The sequence below is a fragment of the Mycobacterium sp. 1423905.2 genome, assembly GCF_001673155.1.
Classification (GTDB): Bacteria; Actinomycetota; Actinomycetes; order Mycobacteriales; family Mycobacteriaceae; genus Mycobacterium.
In genome coordinates this window covers 16,437-38,329 of sequence record NZ_LZLE01000168.1, presented here as the reverse complement: position 1 = coordinate 38,329, position 21,893 = coordinate 16,437, and the positions used below count along the sequence as shown (strand labels likewise).

The window sequence follows — 21,893 nt, the reverse complement described above, 5'->3', positions numbered from 1 at the left end:
ATGGCGAAGTTGTGCCCGCGCTGCACCAGGTCGTCGAGCGAGTGCGCCATGTTGTCGCGCAGGTAGTCGAAGCCGAACTCGTTGTTGGTGCCGTAGGTGATGTCGGCGCTGTAGGCGACGCGGCGTTGTTCGGGGGTCATCTGAGCGAGGATGACGCCGACGTCCAGGCCGAGGAACCGGTGCACGCGGCCCATCCACTCGCTGTCACGTTTGGCCAGGTAGTCGTTGACGGTGACGACGTGTACGCCCTTGCCGGCCAGCGCGTTGAGGTAAGCGGGTAACACGCAGGTCAGGGTTTTGCCCTCACCGGTCTTCATCTCGGCGACGTTGCCCAGGTGCAGCGCCGCCGCGCCCATCACCTGAACGTCGAAGGGCCGCTGGTCCAGCACTCGCCACGCGGCCTCGCGGGCCACGGCGAAGGCTTCGGGCAGCAGGTCGTCGAGGTCTTCACCGTCGTCCAGGCGCTTTTTGAACTCGTCGGTTTTGGCCCTGAGTTCGGCGTCGGTGAGCTTCTCGATGTCGTCGGACAGCGTGTTGACATAGTCAGCGACCTTCGACAGGCGCTTGACCACGCGGCCTTCACCAAGGCGCAGCAACTTCTGAAGCAAAGCTATGTCCCTTACGGGTAGGAGTCATTCTTGTTGGATTAGGCGACTCCCATGGTAGGTGACGACCGGGTGTTGGCCGTTCATGCTGCACCCGGCCGGATCAAGCCAGTCGGATCAAGCCAGTCGGATCAAGCCAGTCGGATCAGGCCAGTCGGATCAGGCCAGTCGGATCAAGCCATAGTCGTAGGCGTGGCGGCGGTAGACGACCGACGGCCGTTCGGTCTCCTTGTCCAGGAACAAGAAGAAGTCGTGGCCGACCAGTTCCATTTCGTAAAGGGCGTCGTCGACCGACATGGGCTTGGCCGGGTGTTCTTTGGTCCGCACGATGCGGCCGGGTTCGTGCTCGACGGTCGCGTCGGGGTCGGTGGGCTCGGCGGCCTGTCCGTCGAACGTGCTCGGCGGCGGCGGTGCGACGGCGGTGGCTTCGGCCACTGAGACCGGCGTCTTGTCGCCGTAGTGGACTTTGCGCCGATCCTTGCCGCGGCGCAGCCGGTTCTCCAGCTTGTTGACGGCGGCCTCGAGCGCGGCGTAGAAGCTGTCCGCGCAGGCCTCCCCGCGCACGACCGGCCCGCGACCGCGCGCGGTGATCTCGACGTGCTGACAGGACTTGCGTTGGCGACGGTTGGGTTCGTGGTCGAGTTCGACGTCGAACAGATAGATGGTCCGGTCGAGGCGCTCTAGGCGGACGAGTTTCTGCGAAACGTAAGTGCGGAAATGGTCGGGAATCTCGACGTTGCGGCCCTTGAAGACGATTTCGGCGTGCGGTGTTTGTTCGACCTGTTCGTCGGTTCCAGCGGGGGCCTGGTCCAGAACCTGAGTGGAATCCACAGTGAGTCTTGACATTCGTGACAACTCGTTTCTCTTTCCACGTCACACGCGACCTGCGTGCACGGCGTTCAGCTGCGCGCCGACGGGGTTAGAGCGATCCAGAAACGATGACCACCGCAGGCTGCCCGCCGGAGCAAGATGTCGAATACTCACCTCCTACCGCGGAGCCGGGTCAACCTGGAAATGTTCGCGACCGTGAGTCGTTGAGACTGATTTCGACGTTAGCCCGTGTTCGCCTTCCCGTGCCACCCAATTGGGGCACCTGTTGCGAGTTCTTCACGTTCTCTAGGCCGCGGCGATCGCCAGGACCGCCGCGACACGCACGCCAGCGGCGGTCAACACCCGCACCGACTCGCGCGCCGTCGCGCCGGTGGTGACGACGTCGTCGACGAGCAAGACCTCTCCGTCCGGTCGAGGACCGCGCAGCAGCACCCGACCGGCGATGTTGCGCTCGCGCGCCGAGGTGCCCAGCCCGACGGAGTCGCGAGCCAGCGCTCGCATTCGCAGCGCCTGCATGACGCGGATATCGCGATGGTCCGCTACCGCGGCCGCGGCGATGCGGGTGATCGGGTCACCGCCGCGCCGCCGGGCCGCCGAGCGCCGGGTCGGCGCGGGCACGATCGTCAGCGGGGTGGCGACCATGCCCCAGCACAGCAACCGGTGCATGCCGATCGCCAGCACGCGCGCCAGCGGCCCGGTGAGATCGCCCCGGCGATGCTCCTTCAGCGCGAGGATGGCTTGGCGCCGGGCGCCGCGGTAACGGCCGAGCGCGAACACCGGCACTTGCGGATCGACCCGCGGAGTCACCACATGTGGTTGGTCGCCCGTCACCGACAGTTCGGCCGCGCAGACTTCGCACCAGCGGGTCGAGGGCACACCGCAACCGCCACATTCGGCCGGCAGGATCAGGTCGAGCATGCCGTCAGTGTGGCGAATGGTACTGACAGGAGCCGGATCAGCGTGGCGCCGCCGGCGCGGGCATGCCCCCGCAACTCGGCAGGGCGTTGGTCACCCCGGCCAGCACCGCGGGGATAGGCGCCGGCGGTGCTGCAGGCGGTGGCGGGCCCGGCAAGATCACCGGATCGAAGGTGAGCGCCGGTCCGGTCGGCACACCCTTGCCCGCGCCAGCCGCCTTCGTCACCGGCGCAGCAGCCGGTCCGACGGCAGGCGGTGCGGCGGCGCCTGCGGCGGGCACCACTGGAGCGGCCGGCACGATCGGGGCGGCCGGCGGTGCCAGCGGCGCGGGCGGAATCCCGAAGGGTCCAGCCGGTGCGGGTGGCACGGCCGGGATGATCGGTGCCAGCGGCACCGCTCCGGCTACCGGTGGACCGGGGAGCGCTACCGGCGCGGCAGGCAGCGGCGGGGCACCAAAGCCCGCGCGCTGTTCGATGCACGATGGCCCGCCGGTCGGCAGGGGGACGGCCGCCGCATCCGGCGTGAGCGTCAACGCGGCTCCGCACAGCCCCGCGCCGGCAACGACTGCCGCGCAGAATCGATCAATCGGCAAGGCCTACTCCTTCGTTCTTGCGCGATGCGCCCGTACATCACGCGACCCTCGGAACCGTATCGGCGCGCCGGATTGCTGCCTAGAGCAGCGATTATTGGTTGCCGAACCGATACGCGGCACCGGCCGCGTCGTGACCGCGGCTTACTCGAGCGGTGACTTAAGTCGGCGTCAGCCCCACAGCAGCGACGGCCAGGTGAAGCTGAGTGCCCCCTGGCTCAGCTGGGTGATGAGGTCCTCGAGGTACTTCAGCGGCAACTCCATGCGCCACTCCGGCAAAAGGCCGCTCACCCGCACCGAATTCTCAGCCAGGGTGACGTCGGTGATCATCAGCCCATGCGGCAGTTCCGGCAATGCCACTTGGTAAGCCGGGATGCGGGCAGGCAGTGGCCATCGACGTCGACCGGTGACCAGGGCCCGCGGGCGCAGCCGCAAACTTTTTCCCACCACGTCGACGTCGACCTCAACGCCGCCCAAGCCGGGTTGGCGCGCCCAGCTCAGTCGAGCCCTGCCCCCGTCGCGCAGTTCACCGCGCACCTCAGGCGCCGCGTGCCGCAGCACGTCGTCGAACATCGTGGTGGGAAGTACCGTCGACAACTCGGCCGGCGCGGCGATCACCAGCGGCGGCACGCCGGGACGGATATGCACGTTGTGCAGCACCGCTTCGGCGCTCTCGAGATGCTGGTCGGCCCACCGGATGTCGCGCGCACCCACCCTCACCTCCCCGAGTTGGCCGACCGCCAGGCCCTGCGCGTCGAGGGTGGCGTCGAGCTTGGCGACGACCAGTTCGACGTCTTGGTCTCCGATGCGAACCGTCACTTTTTTGCCGATCAGAAGTTGCTGCAACGTGGTGAACAACGTCCGATACGGCACGGCGATCGCTTGAGCCGCCCCAGCGCTGACCGAGGGCAACCCTGTCGACGACCACAACGACGCGAGCATGTCCAGCGCACGCAGCGGTTCGTCCCATCGCAACCGGGGAAAACTGGGCGACATCGACAAGCCCTCCTCTGTGCGAGGGTAGCCCGTTCGGTCGGCCTTTCGATACGAGGCGCTGGGAGAAGCGGCGATCCGGCGACGGCCTCCATGACGTTCTGCGGGGAGCCAGTCTGGGTAGTGCGATACGCCGCAGTCCGGCTTGGTCCAGCGCGGCGTCAAATTCAGCGAGGGAACGTTCGCGCCCATCTGCGACGGCGAGCGTTTCCACGTCGGTCAGAGCGATCAGCGCCGAATCTTCGCTGTCGATCACTCCGTAACGGGTTTCGATGGGGCGAATACGACCGGCATCGACTCCGGTCCGCTGACGTCCCCAGCAGCATCTCCTCCACCGCTGTGGGCAGCAGACTACGGTCCCGGCGCAGCCGTTCCCATTTGTCGCGGTTGCGCAGCATCTGTTCGACCCCGCCGGACAGGGTGTGCCGGGTGGTCTCGTCCCCCCGATGAGAATGAGCAGTGACTCATAGATGATTTCGTCGTCTGACAACGTCCGTCCGTCTACTTCGGCATTCGCCAGCACGCTGAACAGGTCATCGATAGGCTCCATTCGCCGTTTGGCTAACCCGCGTTGGAAAACAGCTGCGGATTGCGTTCGGCGTCGATGACGGCCTGATACGTCGCTGCCGCCGCGAGGCCGTTGCGATCGCGGAAGACGGGCGCCTTTTCGCGCATCCAGCGGTACGCTTCGCGGGCCCAACCATCGGCGTAGAAATTGCCGTCGGTCAGATCGACCTCGAGTGTGTATTGCGTGGCCCCCACGAGCGTTTATGCTATGCGCGTCAATGTAATTGGACTAGCCAATGCGCGCGTCCCGATGGCCAGAAACGCACCTACCGGATTCGCGAGGTAGGCCGCGGGCCGCATGGCGTTGGTGGAGCGCGTGAATCATGTTCGCGACGTGAATTACCACCAGCTTCCAGCGCACTGGCTGACCGGGCTGCACTCGGCCGACCAACTCCGCGGCGCCGGTGACCTCATAACGAGAAACGCGGTGGACGATGCCCATCTCGAATGCGTCAGTCGGCGTCATCGCGGACGCCTTCTGGCCACCATCACCGCTGCGCACACGATCCTCTTGTCGCTGGGGACACGAAGCTGACTTGTGACACAGACCTTCAAGACGTATCTGGGTATCGAAACCTCCAGACGCATTACGATTCCGCCCACTTGCAGGGAGTCAATGTGATCGGCACCGACAGCAGAGGACCTCCGTCAACGACATACCAAGGCTCAATCGTGTTGAACCCGAAGAAGCCGCGGACCTTTCCCGGATGCCGCAGCATCATGATGAAGGCGACGGGTCGCCACCAATCGTGGGCGACGAGATGCACCGTTCCCGTGTCAAGCCTTCCGAGCACGGTCGCGAGATCGTCTGCCATTTCTGACTTGTAGCACCGCCCGCGGGGCGTCGAGCTCCAACCGGCACCGCCCGGATTTGGGCAAGCACTTGGAACCCATCCGCGGTAAGCGGTCGAATCAGCTGATACCACAGCCACCACTTCTGTGGGAACCATGAACAAGCATTACCGACCGCAGAGTCAGGAGGGCCGGCGTCGGCTACATGGATCGTGACGCCGTCGCCGACGTCGATCCATCGGTGCACGAACCCATCAAGTGTGGGCATTTCGCCGAGTCCCATTACGCCGTGTCCGCCAGTCGGTGCTCGGCCCTGATCTCTTCGGCCGCGCGCTCCCCGATGACCACGCACGGCGCCATCGTGTTTGCACTGGTGATCCTCGGCATGATGGATCCGTCGGCGACGCGCAGATTTTCGATGCCGTGGACCTTCAGCCTGCCGTCGACGACGGCCAACCGGTCGCGGCCCATCTTCGCCGTACCGACCAGGTGCCAGAAGGTGACCGCAGCGTCGCGTACATAGGAGACCAGCTCATTGCCTGTCAGCGACCCGGGCATCACTTCGCGTTTGACGAACGCACGCAGCGGCGGGGAATTGCCGACTTTTCGCATGTCCTCGACACATTTGCGGGCCAGCCGCAGATCGTCGGGATGCGAAAGACCGTTGTGAACGACCCTGACAGACTGGTTGGGGTCCGCGCTCGTCAGTTCGACTGCGCCACGGCTCTTGGGTTGGGTGAGCGCACCGAGCAGCATCCAACCTGTGTGGGGCAACCCGAAGCGGGCGACGTTCTCTGGACTAGCGAATAGGATCGCCCCTTGGCATGCGAAGAAATCGGGTTCGGTACGCCCGCCGTGGCTTGGCCACAGGAGCATGGTATCGCCGGAATTGTGGAGCGGCTCATCATCGGGCCCTTCCCAGATACATGGGATGCCGAGATGGTCGTGCAAGTTCCGCCCGACGCCAGGCGAGTCCTGGGCTACGGGAATTCCTAAGCTCCGCAGAGCCTTCGAGTCACCAACTCCGGAAAGCATCAGCGTCTTCGGGGTATGGATCGCGCCCATTGACAGCACCACCTCGGCTTCGGCACCGAAGTGCCGGACTTGGTCTAGATAGTCGACTTCGACTCCGACGGCGCGGCCGCGTTCAATGGTCACTCGCCGCACCAACGCACCCGTCAGCACAGTCAGGTTGGGCCGGTCCATATAGGGATACGTGTAACACCGAAAAATGGATTGACGCCTTCCGCAACGCGTGCGCAGATCCATGATCGCCGCGCCACCATTGCCCTCCATCATTTTTCCGTTCGGATTGTCGAAGTTCGCAACACCGAGCAAGTCGGCCGCTTCCAACACCGCAAGACCAGCGGGGTGCGGAGTTCTCTTTGGTTGCACGTAGACTGGACCGCCCGTGCCCCTATATTCACTATCGGGGGCGCCACGCCAATCTTCGATGCGGCGGTAGACGTCCAGCACGGACTCGTAGTTCCATGCTGCATTTCCCGACTCTGCGGCGAAGAAGTCCCAATCGGCCTTATGGCCTCGGGCCCAGGCCATCAGGTTGATACTCGAGCCGCCGCCCAGGACTTTGCCCATCGATAGCATGAGCCTCCGACCGTTGAGGTGCGGGTTCGGCTCCGCCTGAAATGCCCAATCCGTTGCGCTGCCTAGATTCGTATGCCACAGCGTCGATTCGGTGATACACGGCGCGTCGTCGGCGCCCCCCGCTTCTAACAACAAGACGCTGACTCCCGGGTCCTCGGCCAACCGCCGGGCCACCACGCAACCGGACGATCCTGCGCCGCAGACGATGAAGTCGTAGGACTGCTTGAGGTCGGCCGCCAAACGACGCTGGTTCTCTCGAACGCGGCGGTCTCGCTCTTGGTCCACGTCCTGTAGTGAGTAATCGGGCATGTTTAGTACCTTCTCCGTCGTTTCCTGCTTCAGTGCCCCGCGCTCTGGCCGCCGTCGATGTGGAGGGTCTCGCCGGTGACGAAAGGTGCCGTCTCCAAATAGAGCGCTCCGTGCACAACATCGGCTACGTCACCAATCCGGTTTTGCGGATGCATGCCCGCGTAGGCGGCGGCTGCGCCGTTGTGCATGGATGTGTCGATAACGCCGGGAGATATTGCATTAACCCGGATTCCGTGTCTCGCGTACTCCATGGCAAGCGACTTGGTGACGGCGGCAAGGGCCCCTTTGGTCAGAGCGGTCAGTGCCGATGGGACCGCAGCCAGCGCTTGCTCGACCAAAGTCGTCGTGATGTTGACAATATGGCCGCCGTTGCCCTGCGCAAGCATTACGTCGATGACACGTTGCGTGACGTGAAAAAAGCCCACCACGTTGACCGATGCCACCCGCGCATAGTCGTCGAAACTGTACTTATTGAACGGCTTCGAGACGAAGATGCCGGCGTTGTTGACAAGAGTGTCGATGCGTCCGAACCGAACCACTGCCGCCGTGACGAGGCGCTCCGTTGTGGCGGGGTCGGCGACATCGCCTGCGACGGTGATGACCTCGGGATCCGGTGATGGGGCGATAGTGCGCGAGTTGGCGATACCCGGTAGCCGTTCTTGCGGTATGCGGCGACCAAGCCGGCACCGATGCCCCGCGACGCGCCGGTGATGATGGCGACCTTCTCGTGGTCCGGATCCATTGTCATTGGTCCCATCCCGCCAATCCGCGGACGATATCGGCCGCCGCGCCGCCGCGCGCGTGACGAAAACCGGCGCCGGCCCATAAGGCGACGCCGTGCGGATCTCCCACCTTCAGTGCGGCCGCCTGGAGCGGGGCTGTTAGAGCGGCCACCTCGGGAAAGCCGAAAATCGCGTCTGCGTCGTGCTGCTCGATGAATCTGTTTCGCAATGCGCGGGCGTAACGTCCGGTGAACGCACGAGTCACCACGGTCCGGGTGAACCGAGGGTCGTGCAATGCCCGACGATGCACCTGATTGGTTCCGGCTTCGTCCGAGAGCAAAAGCGCTGTCCCAACCTGCACGGCGGTGGCACCGGCACAGCGAAGCCGGTGCACGTCGGCAGGGGTTCCCACCCCCCCGGCTGCCACGACTGGGCAGTCGACGCAAGCCATCAGCGCGGTAACCAGATCTTCGAGCGGATCGTCCGACGGCGCCGCGAGCGGGTCGAATGTCGCCCGATGTCCACCCGCCTCGGGTCCCTGGGCCACCAACGCATCTACACCGCGAGTCAGCGCGATTACTGCTTCACGAACCGTGGTGACTGTCGCGACGCTCATTGTGCCGACGCCGCGCAGACGCCGACACTCCTCTCCGGTCGGCGAGCCGAAGGTAAACGAGACGACCTCAGGCCGCAGATCGCATACCACATCGAGCTTGGCAGCCCACTCGTCATAGTCGGAACGCGGTTCGCCAAGCGCCACGCCGTAGTGCTCGGCTTCCGCCGCCAATACCGCCGCGTAGGCGCTCAGCTGTTCGGAGGTGCTCACTGATTGCTGCGGCACAAACAAATTGACTCCGAGGGGGCCGAGGGTCATGCTCCGCGCCGCGGTGATGGCATCGGCTAAGTCTTCCGCTGACAACATGCCGGCCGCGATGAAGCCCAGGCCGCCAGCGTTGGTTACCGCGGCCACCAGCTCGGGCGTGGACGGTCCACCGGCCATGGGCGCCGCCAATATGCGAACACTCAGATCCGCCAACGCAAATCGTTCAAGCACAAGACATCACCGGCATAGCGGCATGGGATACTGATGAAAGAGCGTGGGCATCGAGGACCACCACGCTGCCGCCCTCCACACGAATCCAACCGCGATTCTCAAACTCGCGCAGCGTTTCGCAAACCGTTTCCGGTGCAACACCCACCAGAAGCGAGAAGTCCTCTAAAGTCAGGTCGTGCACAACCCGCACAGCTTCGCCGTCCCGTTGACCGAACCTCTTCCTCAACAACAACAGCTGCATTGCGACACGACCCTGCGGATCACCGGAACCAAAGTCCGCCAAGGAATTCATCGACGCCTTGACCCACCGCGCGAACAGTCGCAACACCTGATTACTGAATTCTGGGCATTGAGCTATCCAAGCCAAAAATTGGTGGCGTTTTATCGATACGGCGACAACCTCGGTGAGGGCAGTTGCCGTAATTCCGCGCGCTTCGGGATCGAAAAGCATTACGGCACCGAACATTTCTTTAGGGCCCAGGATGCTGAACACCATCTGCTTTCCCTCAGCGCGACGGTAGGCAACCTTGACCTTTCCAGAGACGATGACGTAAACCTCACCGCAGCGGTTACTTTGAGTAGCCATGGCGAATCCTGTCGGGAATCGCCTGAGCTCAAGCTGCTCGGCTGCGGCAGCCAGCACGTCCCGATCGACTTTGCTGAAGAGCCCTGACGAGATCAGCGCCTGATATACATCCCAGGTTCCTGCCCCCAGGCGCCGCCCTCCACCATGCGAATGGTCAATCGTGCGGTCTGATTGGGTGGCGGCAAGGCCGGTTTCGCGCTCCCGCGTGCTGCGCATCCGGCGGCCGTCCTTCGATGTCGACCAAGGAGGGGTCACCGACCGCCACAACGTCTCCGTCGCAATCCGCACCGTCGACGGCAGCGACGTGACTGCATTGCTGATCATGAAACTCACGCTAGGGAGGCAACGGACGACCGACTAGCCGTCATACGCCACCCTCGGGCCACTTTGCGCATCGCAGCAATGCCTGGGGTGAAACTGGCGCGCCCGCTGGGACCACTGGTCTGCCGTGAACAATGACGCAATGACGCATCCCGTCCGGTCGCGGACCGCGTGCAGCTGGTTATTGTCCCGCTCAGTGCCATGACCTGACCCCCCGATCGGTTGGTCCATGGCTTATGAGAGTCGTGCGGCGCAGGAGATGGGCAAGAAGGCCGACAACGTCATCGCGACACGGAACCGGCACAGCGCTGCGCTTTTTGGGTAATTGACTACATATTGCGGCTAGTCGCTCAGTGGACAGCGACGTACTGTAGGGCGGTGAAGATGGCACTAATAGTCACCGCTGATGTGGTTAATTTCATTGAGCGGCCGGACCAGGTGAAGTAGGCGTTACTGGCGGTGCCAGTGGGGACGCAGCCTCGAATCGAATGAATGGGTATCGGAAGCGTTAAGACCGGGAACGATATGCAGACCGGTTCGGTCATCGCTGCATCGTCATCGGTGCCATCCACCGATTCCCAGGCGAAGTTGTAGGCACGACACAGATTGTGGCACTGAAGATATTGCATTCCCTGCGTAATCGACCGTGGGCTGAGAGGGCCACATCTAACGAAGGGTTTGATGCATGAAGGTTGGTTTTGTCAGCGAGACACTGACTTCGACGTTCTTGCCGACCGCGATGGTACGGGCGAACTACATAACGGCCGTGGCCAGTCGCGTCGACTCCTTCTGGTTGCCTGATCACCTCAACTCCCTATTGCCCCGTTCGCTGGGCACCCCCGGATACGTTGGCGTCACCCGGTATTTCCCGCGGATCGAGGCTTACCTCGAGCCATGGACGCTGTTGGGACGGGTCGCTGGGTGGAATCAAGTGCCCAAGCTGCGGCTCGGCGTGGGTGTCACAGACTCAGGACGCCGCAATCCCGCAGTGACAGCTCAGGCGGCGGCGACGCTTCATTTGATGACGCGTGGACGGGCGATTCTCGGGATGGGAACTGGCGAGCGCGTCGGCAACGAGCAATACGGAGTCGAATGGTCAAAGCCAGTGGGACGCTTCGAGGAGGCCGTTGCCACCATCCGTGCCCTGTGGAACTCCGGCGGCGAACTGGTCTCTCGTGACTCACCGTATTTCAGGTTGCGCAATGCCGTCTTCGACATTCCTCCGTACGCCGGAACCTGGCCGGAAATCTGGATTGCCGCCCATGGGCCTCGGATGCTACGGATAACCGGACGCTATGCCGACGCCTGGTTCCCGGGTTTACCGCAGAGTCCCGCCGAATACGCCCAAAAACTCGACCTCGTGCGGTCAGCTGCCTCAGATGCGGGACGGGATCCCATGACTGTGACGCCAACGGTATGGCTATTTGTCATAACCGCAAAGAACGATGACCAAGTAGCGGTGGCGTTGAGCTCCAACATGATGAAGGTATTCGCATTACAGTTCCCCGCAGCGCTCTGGAAGCGTTATGGGCGCACACATCCATTGGGTGAAAACTTCTCCGGAGCGCAGGATCTGGTTCCGCAGAGCATCGATGCGCGGACGGCGCTAGAGTACGCGTCGCAGGTTCCCGACACGATGGTTAGTGATTGGCTTGTGACCGGGACGCCGGAAAAGGCTTTGGAGCAACTCGCGGTTTGGCGCGACCACGGGGTTCGTTACGTCGTGCTGTGCAACATCAGCTTCTTACAGCCAAGCCTTAGAAACGGACTGGCATCGGGTAGGGCGTTCGCCGAGATCGCCCGTCGAGCACGCAGGCTTTGACCCACCTCACAAAGTGGCGCAATGACTTTCTGGCACCCTTATGGCACCGCGAAATGGTCCAGGACTCACTTGCCATCGTGGATGGTCTGTTTCCGCCCGTCACTGTGACTATGGCGCCCTGCGTGGTAGTCGGCGAAAGGGCCGCCGCGGAACTGAAGCTCGAGCATCGTCTGTGAATTGTCCGGCACGGCCTGACCACGCTACGGGTTGGCAACCTGTTGCGCGAGATTTTCTCCGTCGACGTGCCGCGGGCGTCACCGTGAGCCCGGCGTCGGGTTTGCAACCGGAGTGCGCAGATAACCGACTTCGACTTCGGTGACGCGACCGGGCTCGGTAACATGCTCATTGGCATCAGCGGTTTGTGGACTGTAATCCACTGGTGTGCTTCGGAAGGTGGGAAGGGCTGACCGAGAAGGACCAACGGACAGCTACCGTATCGGATACCTGTGCATGGACGACGGCGAAAGCGCTTGACGACTTCGCCGTCCTGTGCTGCTCAGAGCCCCACCTCGAGCTGCTGAGTGACCCAAACTCGTTTTCGCTTAGCGAGCGGGCCCGTCGCATGGGTCCGATGACATTCGTTGACCTAGTGGCCAACTCGGACGTGTCACTCGATTCCGGTGAACAATGCAGTGGATATCGCGTGAATTTTGTGCGCTCGGGCCACCTCGAGGCCACCCACAGAGGCTCATCGCTGCGCGCCGGTCCCGGCACCGTTGCCGTGTACCCGCCACAGGGCCGCGCCGTAGCTCGATGGGGAGCGGGCAGCCGCATGTTAGCTGTGAAGATCGACAGTGATGCCGTCAACGATGCCCTCAGCGATGCACTCGGCCGGCAGGTGACGTCTCACCCCGACTTCGCGCAGGAGATGCCTGTCAACGTGGCGCCCACTCGGAGCTGGGTCACCATGATGCTGACGGTTACAGAGCAGGTTTTCCGGCCCGACAGCCTGCTCAACCAACCGATGGTGGGATTGCCAATTGCCGACAGCCTGGTGCGCGGATTCCTTCTGGCCGCGGCGCATTCCTACCGCGACGCCATAGCGAGAGACTGCGGTCAGGCTCCGCCTCGCGCTATCCGTGCGGCGATCGACATCCTTGACACAGAGGCACACCTGCCAACGACTGTGTCCTCGATCGCCGCACGCAGCCACGTCAGCGTCCGCTCGCTGCAGGAGGGCTTCCGAAGGCATCTGGGCGTTTCACCGATGACTTATCTGCGCGAAGTTCGGCTGCGTCGAGCACACCAGACGCTGCTGGAGTCCGACCCCTCCGAGATCACCGTGGCCTCAGTTGCGCACAGCTGGGGGTTCAATCATCTCGGCCGGTTCGCCGCCCTACACGCGGAGCGCTATGGGGAGGCACCGTCGGTGACTCTCTACAGGACGGCACGTCGCCGCTAGTCGCAATCCGGCCGAAGCGGTGCGCGCTTCGGCTAGCCGGACGACGGTCGCCACAATACCTTCGAAGCCATGCCTGAGCGCGGAATACCGCTGCGCAGACTGGGTTTCCTCACAATCGGCCGGTTCGACCACGCCGATCCAGAACCCGGCCATGAAGAAACGCTGCGCATGATCGAGCGCGCGGAGGCCCTCGGCTTCGACAGTGTTTGGGTACGTCAACGGCATCTTCAAGCGGGCGTCTCCTCACCGGTGGCACTGCTGGCCGCCGCCAGCCAACGTACCCGCCGAATCGAATTGGGTACTGCGGTAATCCCGCTCGGCCTGGAGAACCCGCTGCGGCTCGCCGAAGACCTCGCAACCGTCGACGTCCTGTCCGGTGGCCGACTCAACGCCGGCGTGTCGGTCGGCGTTCCCTTGCTCTACGAACACTTCAAAACCGCGCTCTATCCCGAAACCCACGAGATGGAGAACTTCTCGAAAGCACGGGTCGCACGGCTGCTCGCGTGCCTGCGCGGCGATCCTGTCAGCGATTTCGAGGGGTCCTTGGGCCACGACAAGTTCTTCCGCCGGGTCCAGCCCCACTCACCCGGTCTTGCCGACCGGGTCTGGTACGGCGGCGGATTGCAGTCCGCGATGTGGGCCGGAACCCACGGCCTCAATTACCTCACCGCCAACCTGGTCAGCAGTGAAGGAACGCAGTCGAATGACTTCGCCAGGATCCAGGCCGAGCACATCGACGCATTCCGCGCACACCATCCCAGCGCCGAAACTGCGCGGGTCTCACAGGGGTTAGTGGTGATCCCTACGGACTCCGCATCCCCTAAGCAGATCGATCGGTACCGGGCTTACGCCCGAAGCCGCATCGGGCGCACGCTGCAACCCCAGGGCCCGCGCGGCATGATCGCCTCTCCCGACTACATCGGCACATCTGATGAACTTGCCGATGTGTTGTATGCCCATCGCGGGTTTCAGCGCGTCGACGAGGTCGCCTTTGCGTTGCCCCACGGCTTCGACGAAGACGATCACGTGCAAATCGTCACCGATTTGGCCGAGAAACTCGGGCCGACGCTGGGTTGGGCACCGGCTCAACCGAATCAGGAACCGCCGCACGCACAGCATGACCGCGTGCGCGGAATGAGTGATCATCACTGACTGCCGTAGGCCAGTAGCCGAGGCAAGGCGAAGACGACGACTAACCTTTCTCTCAGCTCTCGATGCCGGACAACTACCGGCGTCTGTTCGGTGAAACCGGCTCAGCACTTTCCGAAACAGAGTGGATCGCGATAGCGAATGACTCACTGCCACCTAACCTTTCCTCGTTGAACGCTAGACTTGAGTCAGGATCACGGTTCAGAGAAGTCCCTCCAGGTGCCCCTACGGTTCTGGCCCGCAACACTTTTCATTCGTGAGTCTCAGCGATGGGGCTATCGCCGAGATGCTCGACCAAGCCGCGGCACACTGCGGTATCTTTGTGACGGGTTGCGGCTGCCTAACGCTGACAACGCGGGTGAACTACTTGCGAGCTGGAACGGAAGCGTGTTCGTTGCCACCGCTCGGGTGCTGGAAATGATCACGAGTTCGGCGGTGGTCAGAGCGGACTTGCCCGGCGATCGAGGAAACACGAATCGCTTCGGCATCTGTCGCCGTGCAGTTGATCAGAGATTTTAGGAGATACAGCTGAGGTTCTCCCCCACGCCGAGGCTGACGTATGACTTAGGCGATAAACCTTGACGGTCGTCTGATTGTAGGGCCGGCTGGCCGGCGCAGCGCCGTGGCAGGCCGCTCACCGTAGTGAGCTGCATACGCGGCGGCGAAGCGCCCCAAATTGGCAAAGCCCCACCGAAATGCGATCGACGCCACGGTATCGACCGATGGATCGGCCGCTTGAAGTTCCTGGTGGGCACGCCGGAGCCGGACATCCCGTAGGTACGCCATGGGTGTGGTACCGAGGTGAGCACGGAAGCCTTGCTGGAGGGAGCGCACACTCATATAGCTGCGCGCGGCTAGCGCCGAGATGGTCAGCGGTAGATGCGCTTCAGCTTCGATGATGTCGATCGCCATACGGATACCGCGCGGCGGAGGGTCGATCGGCTCACCAATCAAGGGCCCGCGGTAGGAGTGGTCTGCGGCTAACAACAGGCCCCGGACTAAGCTCTCGGCGAATGGAATGCCGACCATGGGCCGATGCAGGATACTGCTCGGCCGGAACAGCTGCTCGGTGAACAGCGACACCAGGGTGATCCAGCTACGGACGGCCGGGCTTGTGGTCCGCATGAGGGGTTCCAGGTCAATTTGGGAACTTACCGAGCGCCCGATCGCATCTGCGAGAGCGTCTTCGACGGCGTAGCGATCAATCATCACAGCCAGTAAGCGGCCGGCATAATCAGGGACGCCGGCTTTGCCCTCCGGCCGGTACACCGCGACCGGGCCACGTGCCGCCACTGGAACATTGCTATCCGTGCCTACCGAAGAAGCCGCGAGCGGCAGGGTGACGTGGTAGTGGGGACGAAGTTCACCGCCGTTCACCCAGACTTCGTCGTGAAAATCAACGTCTAAGACGGTAATCGGACCGAGGCGACGCCTACGGTGGGTGAATGAGAACGAGTTAATATCGTTCAGCGGGCCAATATCTGGCCACCATGATGACTCCGGTTGGCTTCGGCGTAGCTCCCAAAAGTCGCCCAACGAATGCACGGTGACCCACGGGTCGTTGTTCTCCATCCGGACGGCCGGCGCGTTTTGCTCTCTCATGCGCATCGGACTTTCCTTTTTCCCGCAGGAGCCTGCCGACCCAGAGCGTCGCTGAGTACATCGCAAACAGTTAAATGGTCGATCTTCACGCAGGTCAGCTTGGCGTCCGCCACCCGATGCGTAGCGCCGCGACCGTGCGGCGCAAAGACGGCGGGAGTGTCGGGCTTTCCCACGACTGACTCACCCCTACCTAGAACTCCGTGCGGCCCGACTGCAGCACAAACACCTGATACTTGTTGCAGCCGTCGCCGCACACCATCGAGACCTCGGAATCGGCGACCATTTCTGCTAGGTTGACCGGTCCCATGCGGCCCGCCCGCTGCCTCAGCGCGAATGATTCCGGATCACTCACCAGATGGAGGAGGGGCCGGCCGCAGCACGACGCAGCAAAGTCGTCGAACCTCGTCACCGGCGTCCAGGAGTGCATATCGCAAGCGTCCGCTGATGCACGTTGCGTCACTCCGTCGCCTCTCTCACTTTCTTAGTCATGTCTCATCCACTGCGCATATGACGATAGCTCCGCTAATTCCCGCCCGCTATCCGCGATGTGGAAAATGCGCGTTCTGGCTAGAACCCTGCGCGATGTGACGAGCCGCCATCCGCAGCCGAAGCGGCGATCTCGAGCTCATCTGAGCATGGATTTCAACGTTTGCGCTCGTGGTACGGGCCTCTGCGCAGCGTGGATATTCGAACGTGACTTGCCGCCCTAGCGTTCTCGGAGTGGTGAGAAACGACATCGAAGGAGGGCGAATTTGTGTCCACACTTGGTGATCCTTTGGTCTCCGGCTCGGATGCATCAGCAATTTGGGACCGGGTGAATGAGATTGACCCCGTCATCCGGAAGCACAGTGAAGAAGCAGAAACCGCCCGTCGTCTGAGCCAACCCGTCGTGGATGCGATGCGGTGGGCTGGTGTGTTCCGGATGGCGATGCCTGCGGCCTGGGGCGGACCCGAACTCGACGTCTGCGCACAAGTCGAGGTCATCGAGCGGTTGGCGAGGGCAGACGCTTCGGCGGCGTGGTGCGCCATGATCGGCATGGAAAGCGGGTTCTTCGCTTCGTACCTCGATGAGTCTGTAGCCCGTACCCTCTACCCCGAACTCGACATGATCAGTGCGGCGTTCCAAGGTCCGGCCGGCACCCTTGAGGTCTGTGACGGCGGCTACCGCTTGTCGGGCCGGTGGCCGTTCGGCAGCGCGGTTACCCACGCCGACGTCATCGCCGGGGGCGCACTAGTCAGCGAAAACGGAAAGCCACTTCGGAATCAGTCGGGCAAGCCTGAATACAGAGTCGCGATCCTGCCGGCCGAACATTGGAAAATACTCGACACATGGGACCCGGTTGGACTCGCCGGCAGCGGTAGCCACGACTATGCGATCGAAAATGCCTACGTTCCAGAGGGATACACATTTCGTCCCGGACATCGCCGGCGGCCCGAACCTTTATATGCCTGGTATGGCCTACTGCCTGCATGTGGTGTCGGTGTGGCGCTTGGCGTTGCCGCCGAAGCGCTGGACAACGCGCGAGAGATGCTGCAGAACAAGATTAGTAAGGTGACAGGCCTTCCAGGAAAGGAGGACCCGGTCGTCTTGGCCGGTCTAGGGCGGGCGGCGGCCATGATCGGCGCATCCCGTAGCTACGTCTACGACGCACTCGGTCGGGTCTTCGCTACCTTGCAAGAAGGGCACGACCTTTCGTTCGACGAGCGCGCCCGTTGGGCGGGTGCTGTCGTCTACGCCGGAACAACTTGCCGCGACGCGGTACAACTGTTAATCGACGCGATTGGTGCGGGGGCGCTGCACCGTTCGTCGCCGCTGCACAAGCAGTTCCGTGACCTCCACATGGTCGCCCAGCACGCGCTGACCACGAAGCGAGTGTGGGAGTGGTCGGGAGCATTGTATTTCGGCACGCAGCCACCGGTCGCCGTCTACTGAGCCGTCCACGGGCCTCTGCTTCAGGGCTTAGTTGCCTTCAGCGCGTACAGGACTGGGAATCGGGGTTCGCTTTGCGGCAGCCCAAACCACCCACCGTGGGTTCGAACCATCGAGGCCCAGCGCGGCCAGGGAAGGAGGCTGGTCTCGGTTAGGGTTTCGATCGTAAATCCGGCTCGTGCGACGGCGGTGATGACTTCTCCTAAGCCGTGCGGCCACTCGTAGTGCAGAGTGTCGCCAGGCAACACCGGACCGTCAGTGTAGGTATGGCAGGTGTCGCGTTCGATGGCGCCGCGTCCGCCGAGATAGTCGTGGCGAATCACAAACTCGTCAGACATGCCGGGAGATGGCGTTGGCCCGAGCGCGTTAAGCAGCGGATGAAACTCCACCAGGTACAGGAAACTGCCAGGCTTGAGGAGAAGCGCTACGGCTTGTGCCCACGCCGCCAGATCGGGTAGGTAACAGAGTGCACCTTTACCGGTGTACACGATGTCGAACCTTTTCCCACCCAACGCTTCGACCGCGTCATACACGTCGGCGCAGACATACTCGATTGATAGGGCGGCAGCGCGCGCAATCCGCTGCGCCTCCTGCACGGAGACAGCAGAGAAATCCAGTCCGGTGGTGCGTGCGCCCTTGAGCGCGAACGCCATTGTCTCTGTGCCCAAGTGGCATTGCAGGTGCAGGACCTCACGACCTTCGAGCTGGCCGAGGTCACGCCACTCGAAGGGCGCAAACCAGCTCATCGGGTTGCGGTTGCCGATTCCGTAGAACCTGCTGCGCGCGTGAATAGGGGCGCGAGCATCCCAGTTACGCTGGTTGGCAATAAGTTTCATCTGAGTGTCCGTGTCGAGCATTACCAACGCTTTCCTTCGGTCGGTCTTCGTCTAGTCAATGTTTACATTGAGGACATACGAACGGGATAGCGACGCCAGGAGGAAATCCTGCAAGTCGCGCGAGAATTGCACCGACACCGACCTATGGCTTATAGCGCCCAAAGCGACTGCCCCGCAACATCACCGGGCCGCAGTACAACGCGCCCACCGCCCAGGGACGACGATGGCCTCGTCCTCTCCCGGCCATGGGGGCATCGTCAAACCGACAGCTGCTAGCGGTGCGGTGCCGTACGCACGGAACTGAAAGCGCGTACCTACCGGGATGGTCAAGCAGTCTCCTGGCATGACGTCAATTACCGAACCGTCGCCCTCATCAGGCGCCAACCACATCTGACCCCTTCCTGAGAGGAAGTACCAGATCTCGTCGACGGTTCGGTGCACCACAGCCATTGACGTCTGGCCCCCAGGGAGCTCGAAGTGCGCGCAACTACCACGTGTCGTGGCCAACAGTACCCGCACATCCGAGCCATCCGGCGCCTTGACGGTAGGCCTGGCCGGTAGGCGCATCGCTCTCCATACATCAGGGCCCATGTTGCCGAATGCCTCACCTCATCGGAGCTGGTCATAAATCGGACTCAACACGACTTGTGTGATCGATGATCATTCTGTCACTGTCCGCCAGATGCTGTCTAAGGCAATGTAATTGATCATCTCGGCCAAAGCCTCGGGCTGTGCCAGCATGGGCGAATGGCCCGTTGGAAGACTATGAACCTGTCCGGCGCGTTGCGCCATAGCTTCTTGTACTGACAGAGGAAGGCATACGTCGCGTTCACACACGATGTAAGTGGACGGAATGTGTCGCCATGCTGCCGCAGTCAATGGCTCGGTGAAGGCGGCGAAGCTAGAGGGCAATAGGCGCTTTTGGGCCCAGGCGGCGACCCCCGGAGGGACATCGTTGTAAAACATGTCGATGGCGCGATCCGCGGTGACGATGTCGCCGTTCACTATCCACCAGGGCGGGATTCGATTACCGACGGCACCGAGGAGGCTTTGGCCGATGTCGAGCTGGAATGCCGCAACATAAACGATATGGCGCACCTCGGGCAGCTCATGCACGACCTGAGTAACTGGGATTCCTCCATACGAGTGCGCGATGACGATCTGCGGAACACCAGTTCGCCGCCGTAGTTTGGCAATGGCGTCCGCGTCAATGAGCATCCCTGAGCGGGTAGGCATTTCGGCGCCAACGCTTGGCAAGTCAATGGTTTGCGTGTTCCACCCCCGTAGCGCGAGACGATCTATAACTCGCTCCCACACCCATGATTGATGAAACGCGCCGTGGACGAACACCAGGGTGGGTCTCAGACGTGCCGGATCGTCAGACATCAACAGCTCCTCGGCGCGCGACGTCGGTCTCGAAGTAGCACTCATCGGGCATGACCACGACGATAGGGTCTCGCCACCACACCACACCTAGCCGCTGAGCGCACCATGATGGCCGGTAGACGCACCAGGTGTGTATCCGTGCGAATTGCGTGGCCAGAACAGAGGTCTGCGTGCAGTGGCTACCCCGAATTTCACTCGAGCTCTAGGTTGAGGTCGTAGCTCACTTCTCTAATCGTCTGATCGCTCCACAACGGTGTGAGCGCCGGAAGACGCTGACCCGCTTGGAGATCAACGGCGGACATCGGCGCGTTCACGCCTGCGGCATATGCGCTGCCTAGCACAGCAGATAGCGAAAGGAATGCCATGCCAACATCGGGAGGCACCCTAGATGGGAAAGTTGCCTTTATCGTCCGGGGCCGCACGCGGCCAGAGAAGAGCGCCCCGCCGTCCGCCTGGCGAGCGAGGGCGCAGACATTATCGCGCTGGATATATGCGCCTCAGTGTGCGATACCGTCCGCTCCCCTCCGGCGACGCCCGAAGACTTCGCGGCGACGGTGGACGCGGTCGAGGATCGTGCTCGGAAAATACTATCGCGCAAGCTGATGTCCGCGATAGCGCCGCGCTCAGTGCCTTGGTACACGACGGCGTCGAGCAGTTCGGCGGGCTCGACGTTGTGGTGGCGAATTCCGGCGTATTGAGTTGGGGACGGCTGTGGGAGTTGTCCGACCAACAGTGAGGCACCGTCATCGACGTCAATCTGTCAGGCACTTGGCGTAGCGTGAGGGGGCTCAGGGCGGCGCCGGGTAATGGTCACTATTCGGCCTCCTAGCACGGTTTGGTGGGGATCACCAATTCGTTGGCAATTAAGCTCGGGGAGTATGGGATTCGAATCAATTCGATACACCCGTACGCGGTCCAGTCGCCGATGACGGACGATGCAGAGCCGATTAGCAACCTCCTCGGGCAGTACCCGGCTTACCTTCCTAGCTTTCCACCCGTCCCGCTGAAGCGGAGAGGCAGCGACGGCGACCAACAGCAATACCTGGCTCCGGACCGAGGTATCGGAGGTCGTCGCGTGGCTGGATTGAGTCTGAAAGACGCTCAGCTGTCGAAGGATCCGTCGCATGCCATGGTTGGTGGCCTGGATCTAGGCGGTAGCTGAAGTTCCTATTGGTCAATTACGGGCGGCGAGTGAGTGGGACCAACGAACAACGTATTCAGCTCCAGGCCACCGTCGATGCCAATTTCCTGTGCCGTGACGTATCCGGCGCTGTCGCGGGCAAGAAAGGCAACAAGATCGGCCACCTCCTCCGGGCAGCCGAATCGACCGCTGGGTATTGCGGCACGGATACGCTCTTGGTCCCAGTGAGGCAAGGCCATGATCTTGGACGTCGCGATCATGCCCGGCAGCACCAAGTTCGCGGTTATCCCGTGCCCACAATTTTCTATGGCGATCGTTCGCATCATCCCGTGAAGTCCGGCCTTCGATGCGGCGTAGGCGACCTTACCAGCCGCGCCCATGCGGCCCGCCATGCTCGAGATTGCTATTACACGGCCGAAGCGGCGTTCTCGCATGCCCGGGAGGCACGCTCGAATGACGTAGAAAGTGCCGGTGAGATTTACGTCGATATCGCGCAGCCACTTTCCGGATGACATTGAGTGCGCCGGAGCGAAGGTGTCAACCACGCCTGCCACCGCCACGCAGATGTCGACGTCGTCAACGACCCATTGCGGAATAGCGCCGGCGGGTAGGTCGACCACGAAATCAGCCGGACCCACGATGTCTGTCGTGCGGACGTCTATACCCTCCGCACGCAGGCGATCGCAGACGGCTGCACCGATTCCCCCGTTTGCCCCAGTCACAAGCGCGCGTCGCT

The 21,893-nt window shown here is 62.6% G+C and carries 20 protein-coding genes and 3 pseudogenes; 5 read left to right on the top strand and 18 right to left on the bottom strand.

Annotation, left to right across the window (positions count from 1 at the left end; all coding sequences use genetic code 11):
* From A9W95_RS10000 to A9W95_RS09945, 12 genes and pseudogenes are all read right to left on the bottom strand, one after another.
* Nucleotides 1-608, bottom strand: a pseudogene (locus A9W95_RS10000) (preprotein translocase subunit SecA); the annotation flags it as partial.
* A gap of 156 nt (nucleotides 609-764) precedes the next feature.
* Nucleotides 765-1,436: a ribosome hibernation-promoting factor, HPF/YfiA family gene (gene hpf, locus A9W95_RS09995; RefSeq protein WP_371328049.1), complete on the bottom strand. Its 672-nt coding sequence runs from the start codon at nucleotides 1,434-1,436 to the stop codon at nucleotides 765-767.
* A gap of 285 nt (nucleotides 1,437-1,721) precedes the next feature.
* Nucleotides 1,722-2,354, bottom strand: a complete 633-nt coding sequence (locus A9W95_RS09990; RefSeq protein ID WP_067411529.1) for a ComF family protein — start codon at nucleotides 2,352-2,354, stop codon at nucleotides 1,722-1,724.
* Between the two features lie 37 nt (nucleotides 2,355-2,391).
* A complete protein-coding gene (locus tag A9W95_RS09985; RefSeq protein WP_067411526.1) occupies nucleotides 2,392-2,943 on the bottom strand; it encodes a hypothetical protein in 552 nt (183 codons plus the stop codon).
* 168 nt (nucleotides 2,944-3,111) lie between these two features.
* Nucleotides 3,112-3,936 (bottom strand): LmeA family phospholipid-binding protein, encoded by an 825-nt coding sequence (locus A9W95_RS09980; protein ID WP_067411523.1) that lies wholly within the window; start codon nucleotides 3,934-3,936, stop codon nucleotides 3,112-3,114.
* Nucleotides 3,937-4,217: 281 nt separating this feature from the next.
* Nucleotides 4,218-4,608: pseudogene (locus A9W95_RS26165) on the bottom strand (cytochrome P450); the annotation flags it as partial.
* Between the two features lie 121 nt (nucleotides 4,609-4,729).
* Complete coding sequence (locus tag A9W95_RS26810) at nucleotides 4,730-4,966, bottom strand: hypothetical protein (protein WP_156746113.1); 237 nt, start codon at nucleotides 4,964-4,966, stop codon at nucleotides 4,730-4,732.
* Nucleotides 4,967-5,087: 121 nt separating this feature from the next.
* The gene (locus tag A9W95_RS28380; RefSeq protein WP_371328047.1) at nucleotides 5,088-5,450 is read right to left on the bottom strand and encodes an alpha/beta fold hydrolase; all 363 of its coding nucleotides are present in this window, start codon (nucleotides 5,448-5,450) and stop codon (nucleotides 5,088-5,090) included.
* Nucleotides 5,451-5,574: 124 nt separating this feature from the next.
* Nucleotides 5,575-7,206 carry a GMC family oxidoreductase gene (locus tag A9W95_RS09960; RefSeq protein WP_067411510.1) on the bottom strand — a complete coding sequence of 544 codons (1,632 nt, stop codon included), beginning with the start codon at nucleotides 7,204-7,206 and terminating at the stop codon, nucleotides 5,575-5,577.
* Nucleotides 7,207-7,235: 29 nt separating this feature from the next.
* Nucleotides 7,236-7,805, bottom strand: a complete 570-nt coding sequence (locus tag A9W95_RS09955; protein WP_371328048.1) for an SDR family NAD(P)-dependent oxidoreductase — start codon at nucleotides 7,803-7,805, stop codon at nucleotides 7,236-7,238.
* Nucleotides 7,806-7,950: 145 nt separating this feature from the next.
* The gene (locus A9W95_RS09950; RefSeq protein ID WP_082983005.1) at nucleotides 7,951-8,982 is read right to left on the bottom strand and encodes a nitronate monooxygenase family protein; all 1,032 of its coding nucleotides are present in this window, start codon (nucleotides 8,980-8,982) and stop codon (nucleotides 7,951-7,953) included.
* The gene (locus A9W95_RS09945; RefSeq protein ID WP_156746112.1) at nucleotides 8,975-9,892 is read right to left on the bottom strand and encodes a Crp/Fnr family transcriptional regulator; all 918 of its coding nucleotides are present in this window, start codon (nucleotides 9,890-9,892) and stop codon (nucleotides 8,975-8,977) included. The genes A9W95_RS09950 and A9W95_RS09945 overlap by 8 nt, the downstream gene beginning before the upstream one ends.
* A gap of 682 nt (nucleotides 9,893-10,574) precedes the next feature.
* Here A9W95_RS09945 and A9W95_RS09940 point away from each other — a divergent pair.
* The 3 genes from A9W95_RS09940 (at nucleotide 10,575) to A9W95_RS09930 (ending at nucleotide 14,265) form a co-directional block, all read left to right on the top strand.
* Entirely contained in the window at nucleotides 10,575-11,711 is a 1,137-nt protein-coding gene (locus A9W95_RS09940; protein WP_067411504.1) for an LLM class flavin-dependent oxidoreductase, read from the top strand.
* Nucleotides 11,712-12,072: 361 nt separating this feature from the next.
* On the top strand, nucleotides 12,073-13,113 hold the full coding sequence (locus A9W95_RS26155) for an AraC family transcriptional regulator (RefSeq protein WP_371328046.1): 1,041 nt from the start codon (nucleotides 12,073-12,075) through the stop codon (nucleotides 13,111-13,113).
* A 69-nt stretch (nucleotides 13,114-13,182) separates the two neighbouring features.
* Entirely contained in the window at nucleotides 13,183-14,265 is a 1,083-nt protein-coding gene (locus A9W95_RS09930; protein WP_082983002.1) for an LLM class flavin-dependent oxidoreductase, read from the top strand.
* A gap of 561 nt (nucleotides 14,266-14,826) precedes the next feature.
* Here A9W95_RS09930 and A9W95_RS09925 read toward each other — a convergent pair.
* The gene (locus tag A9W95_RS09925; protein WP_067411498.1) at nucleotides 14,827-15,870 is read right to left on the bottom strand and encodes an AraC family transcriptional regulator; all 1,044 of its coding nucleotides are present in this window, start codon (nucleotides 15,868-15,870) and stop codon (nucleotides 14,827-14,829) included.
* A gap of 184 nt (nucleotides 15,871-16,054) precedes the next feature.
* Nucleotides 16,055-16,291, bottom strand: a complete 237-nt coding sequence (locus tag A9W95_RS26800; RefSeq protein WP_156746110.1) for a hypothetical protein — start codon at nucleotides 16,289-16,291, stop codon at nucleotides 16,055-16,057.
* A gap of 327 nt (nucleotides 16,292-16,618) precedes the next feature.
* Between A9W95_RS26800 and A9W95_RS09920 the strand changes: the two genes are divergently transcribed.
* The gene (locus tag A9W95_RS09920) at nucleotides 16,619-17,797 is read left to right on the top strand and encodes an acyl-CoA dehydrogenase family protein (RefSeq protein ID WP_082983001.1); all 1,179 of its coding nucleotides are present in this window, start codon (nucleotides 16,619-16,621) and stop codon (nucleotides 17,795-17,797) included.
* Between the two features lie 20 nt (nucleotides 17,798-17,817).
* Here the strand turns inward: A9W95_RS09920 and A9W95_RS09915 are convergent, their stop codons facing one another.
* The 3 genes from A9W95_RS09915 to A9W95_RS09905 all read right to left on the bottom strand — a co-directional run bounded on the left by A9W95_RS09915 (nucleotide 17,818) and on the right by A9W95_RS09905 (nucleotide 20,016).
* Complete coding sequence (locus tag A9W95_RS09915) at nucleotides 17,818-18,651, bottom strand: bifunctional 2-polyprenyl-6-hydroxyphenol methylase/3-demethylubiquinol 3-O-methyltransferase UbiG (RefSeq protein ID WP_067411492.1); 834 nt, start codon at nucleotides 18,649-18,651, stop codon at nucleotides 17,818-17,820.
* Nucleotides 18,652-18,810: 159 nt separating this feature from the next.
* Nucleotides 18,811-19,197 carry a cupin domain-containing protein gene (locus tag A9W95_RS09910; protein ID WP_067411489.1) on the bottom strand — a complete coding sequence of 129 codons (387 nt, stop codon included), beginning with the start codon at nucleotides 19,195-19,197 and terminating at the stop codon, nucleotides 18,811-18,813.
* A gap of 93 nt (nucleotides 19,198-19,290) precedes the next feature.
* Entirely contained in the window at nucleotides 19,291-20,016 is a 726-nt protein-coding gene (locus A9W95_RS09905) for an alpha/beta fold hydrolase (protein ID WP_067411538.1), read from the bottom strand.
* Between the two features lie 363 nt (nucleotides 20,017-20,379).
* On the opposite strand from A9W95_RS09905, the pseudogene A9W95_RS26150 reads away from it, so the two are divergent.
* Nucleotides 20,380-21,104 (top strand): annotated as a pseudogene (locus tag A9W95_RS26150) (SDR family NAD(P)-dependent oxidoreductase).
* Between the two features lie 79 nt (nucleotides 21,105-21,183).
* On the opposite strand, the gene A9W95_RS09895 reads toward A9W95_RS26150, so the two are convergent.
* Complete coding sequence (locus A9W95_RS09895) at nucleotides 21,184-21,795, bottom strand: SDR family NAD(P)-dependent oxidoreductase (protein WP_253851614.1); 612 nt, start codon at nucleotides 21,793-21,795, stop codon at nucleotides 21,184-21,186.
* Between the last annotated feature and the right edge of the window lie 98 nt (nucleotides 21,796-21,893).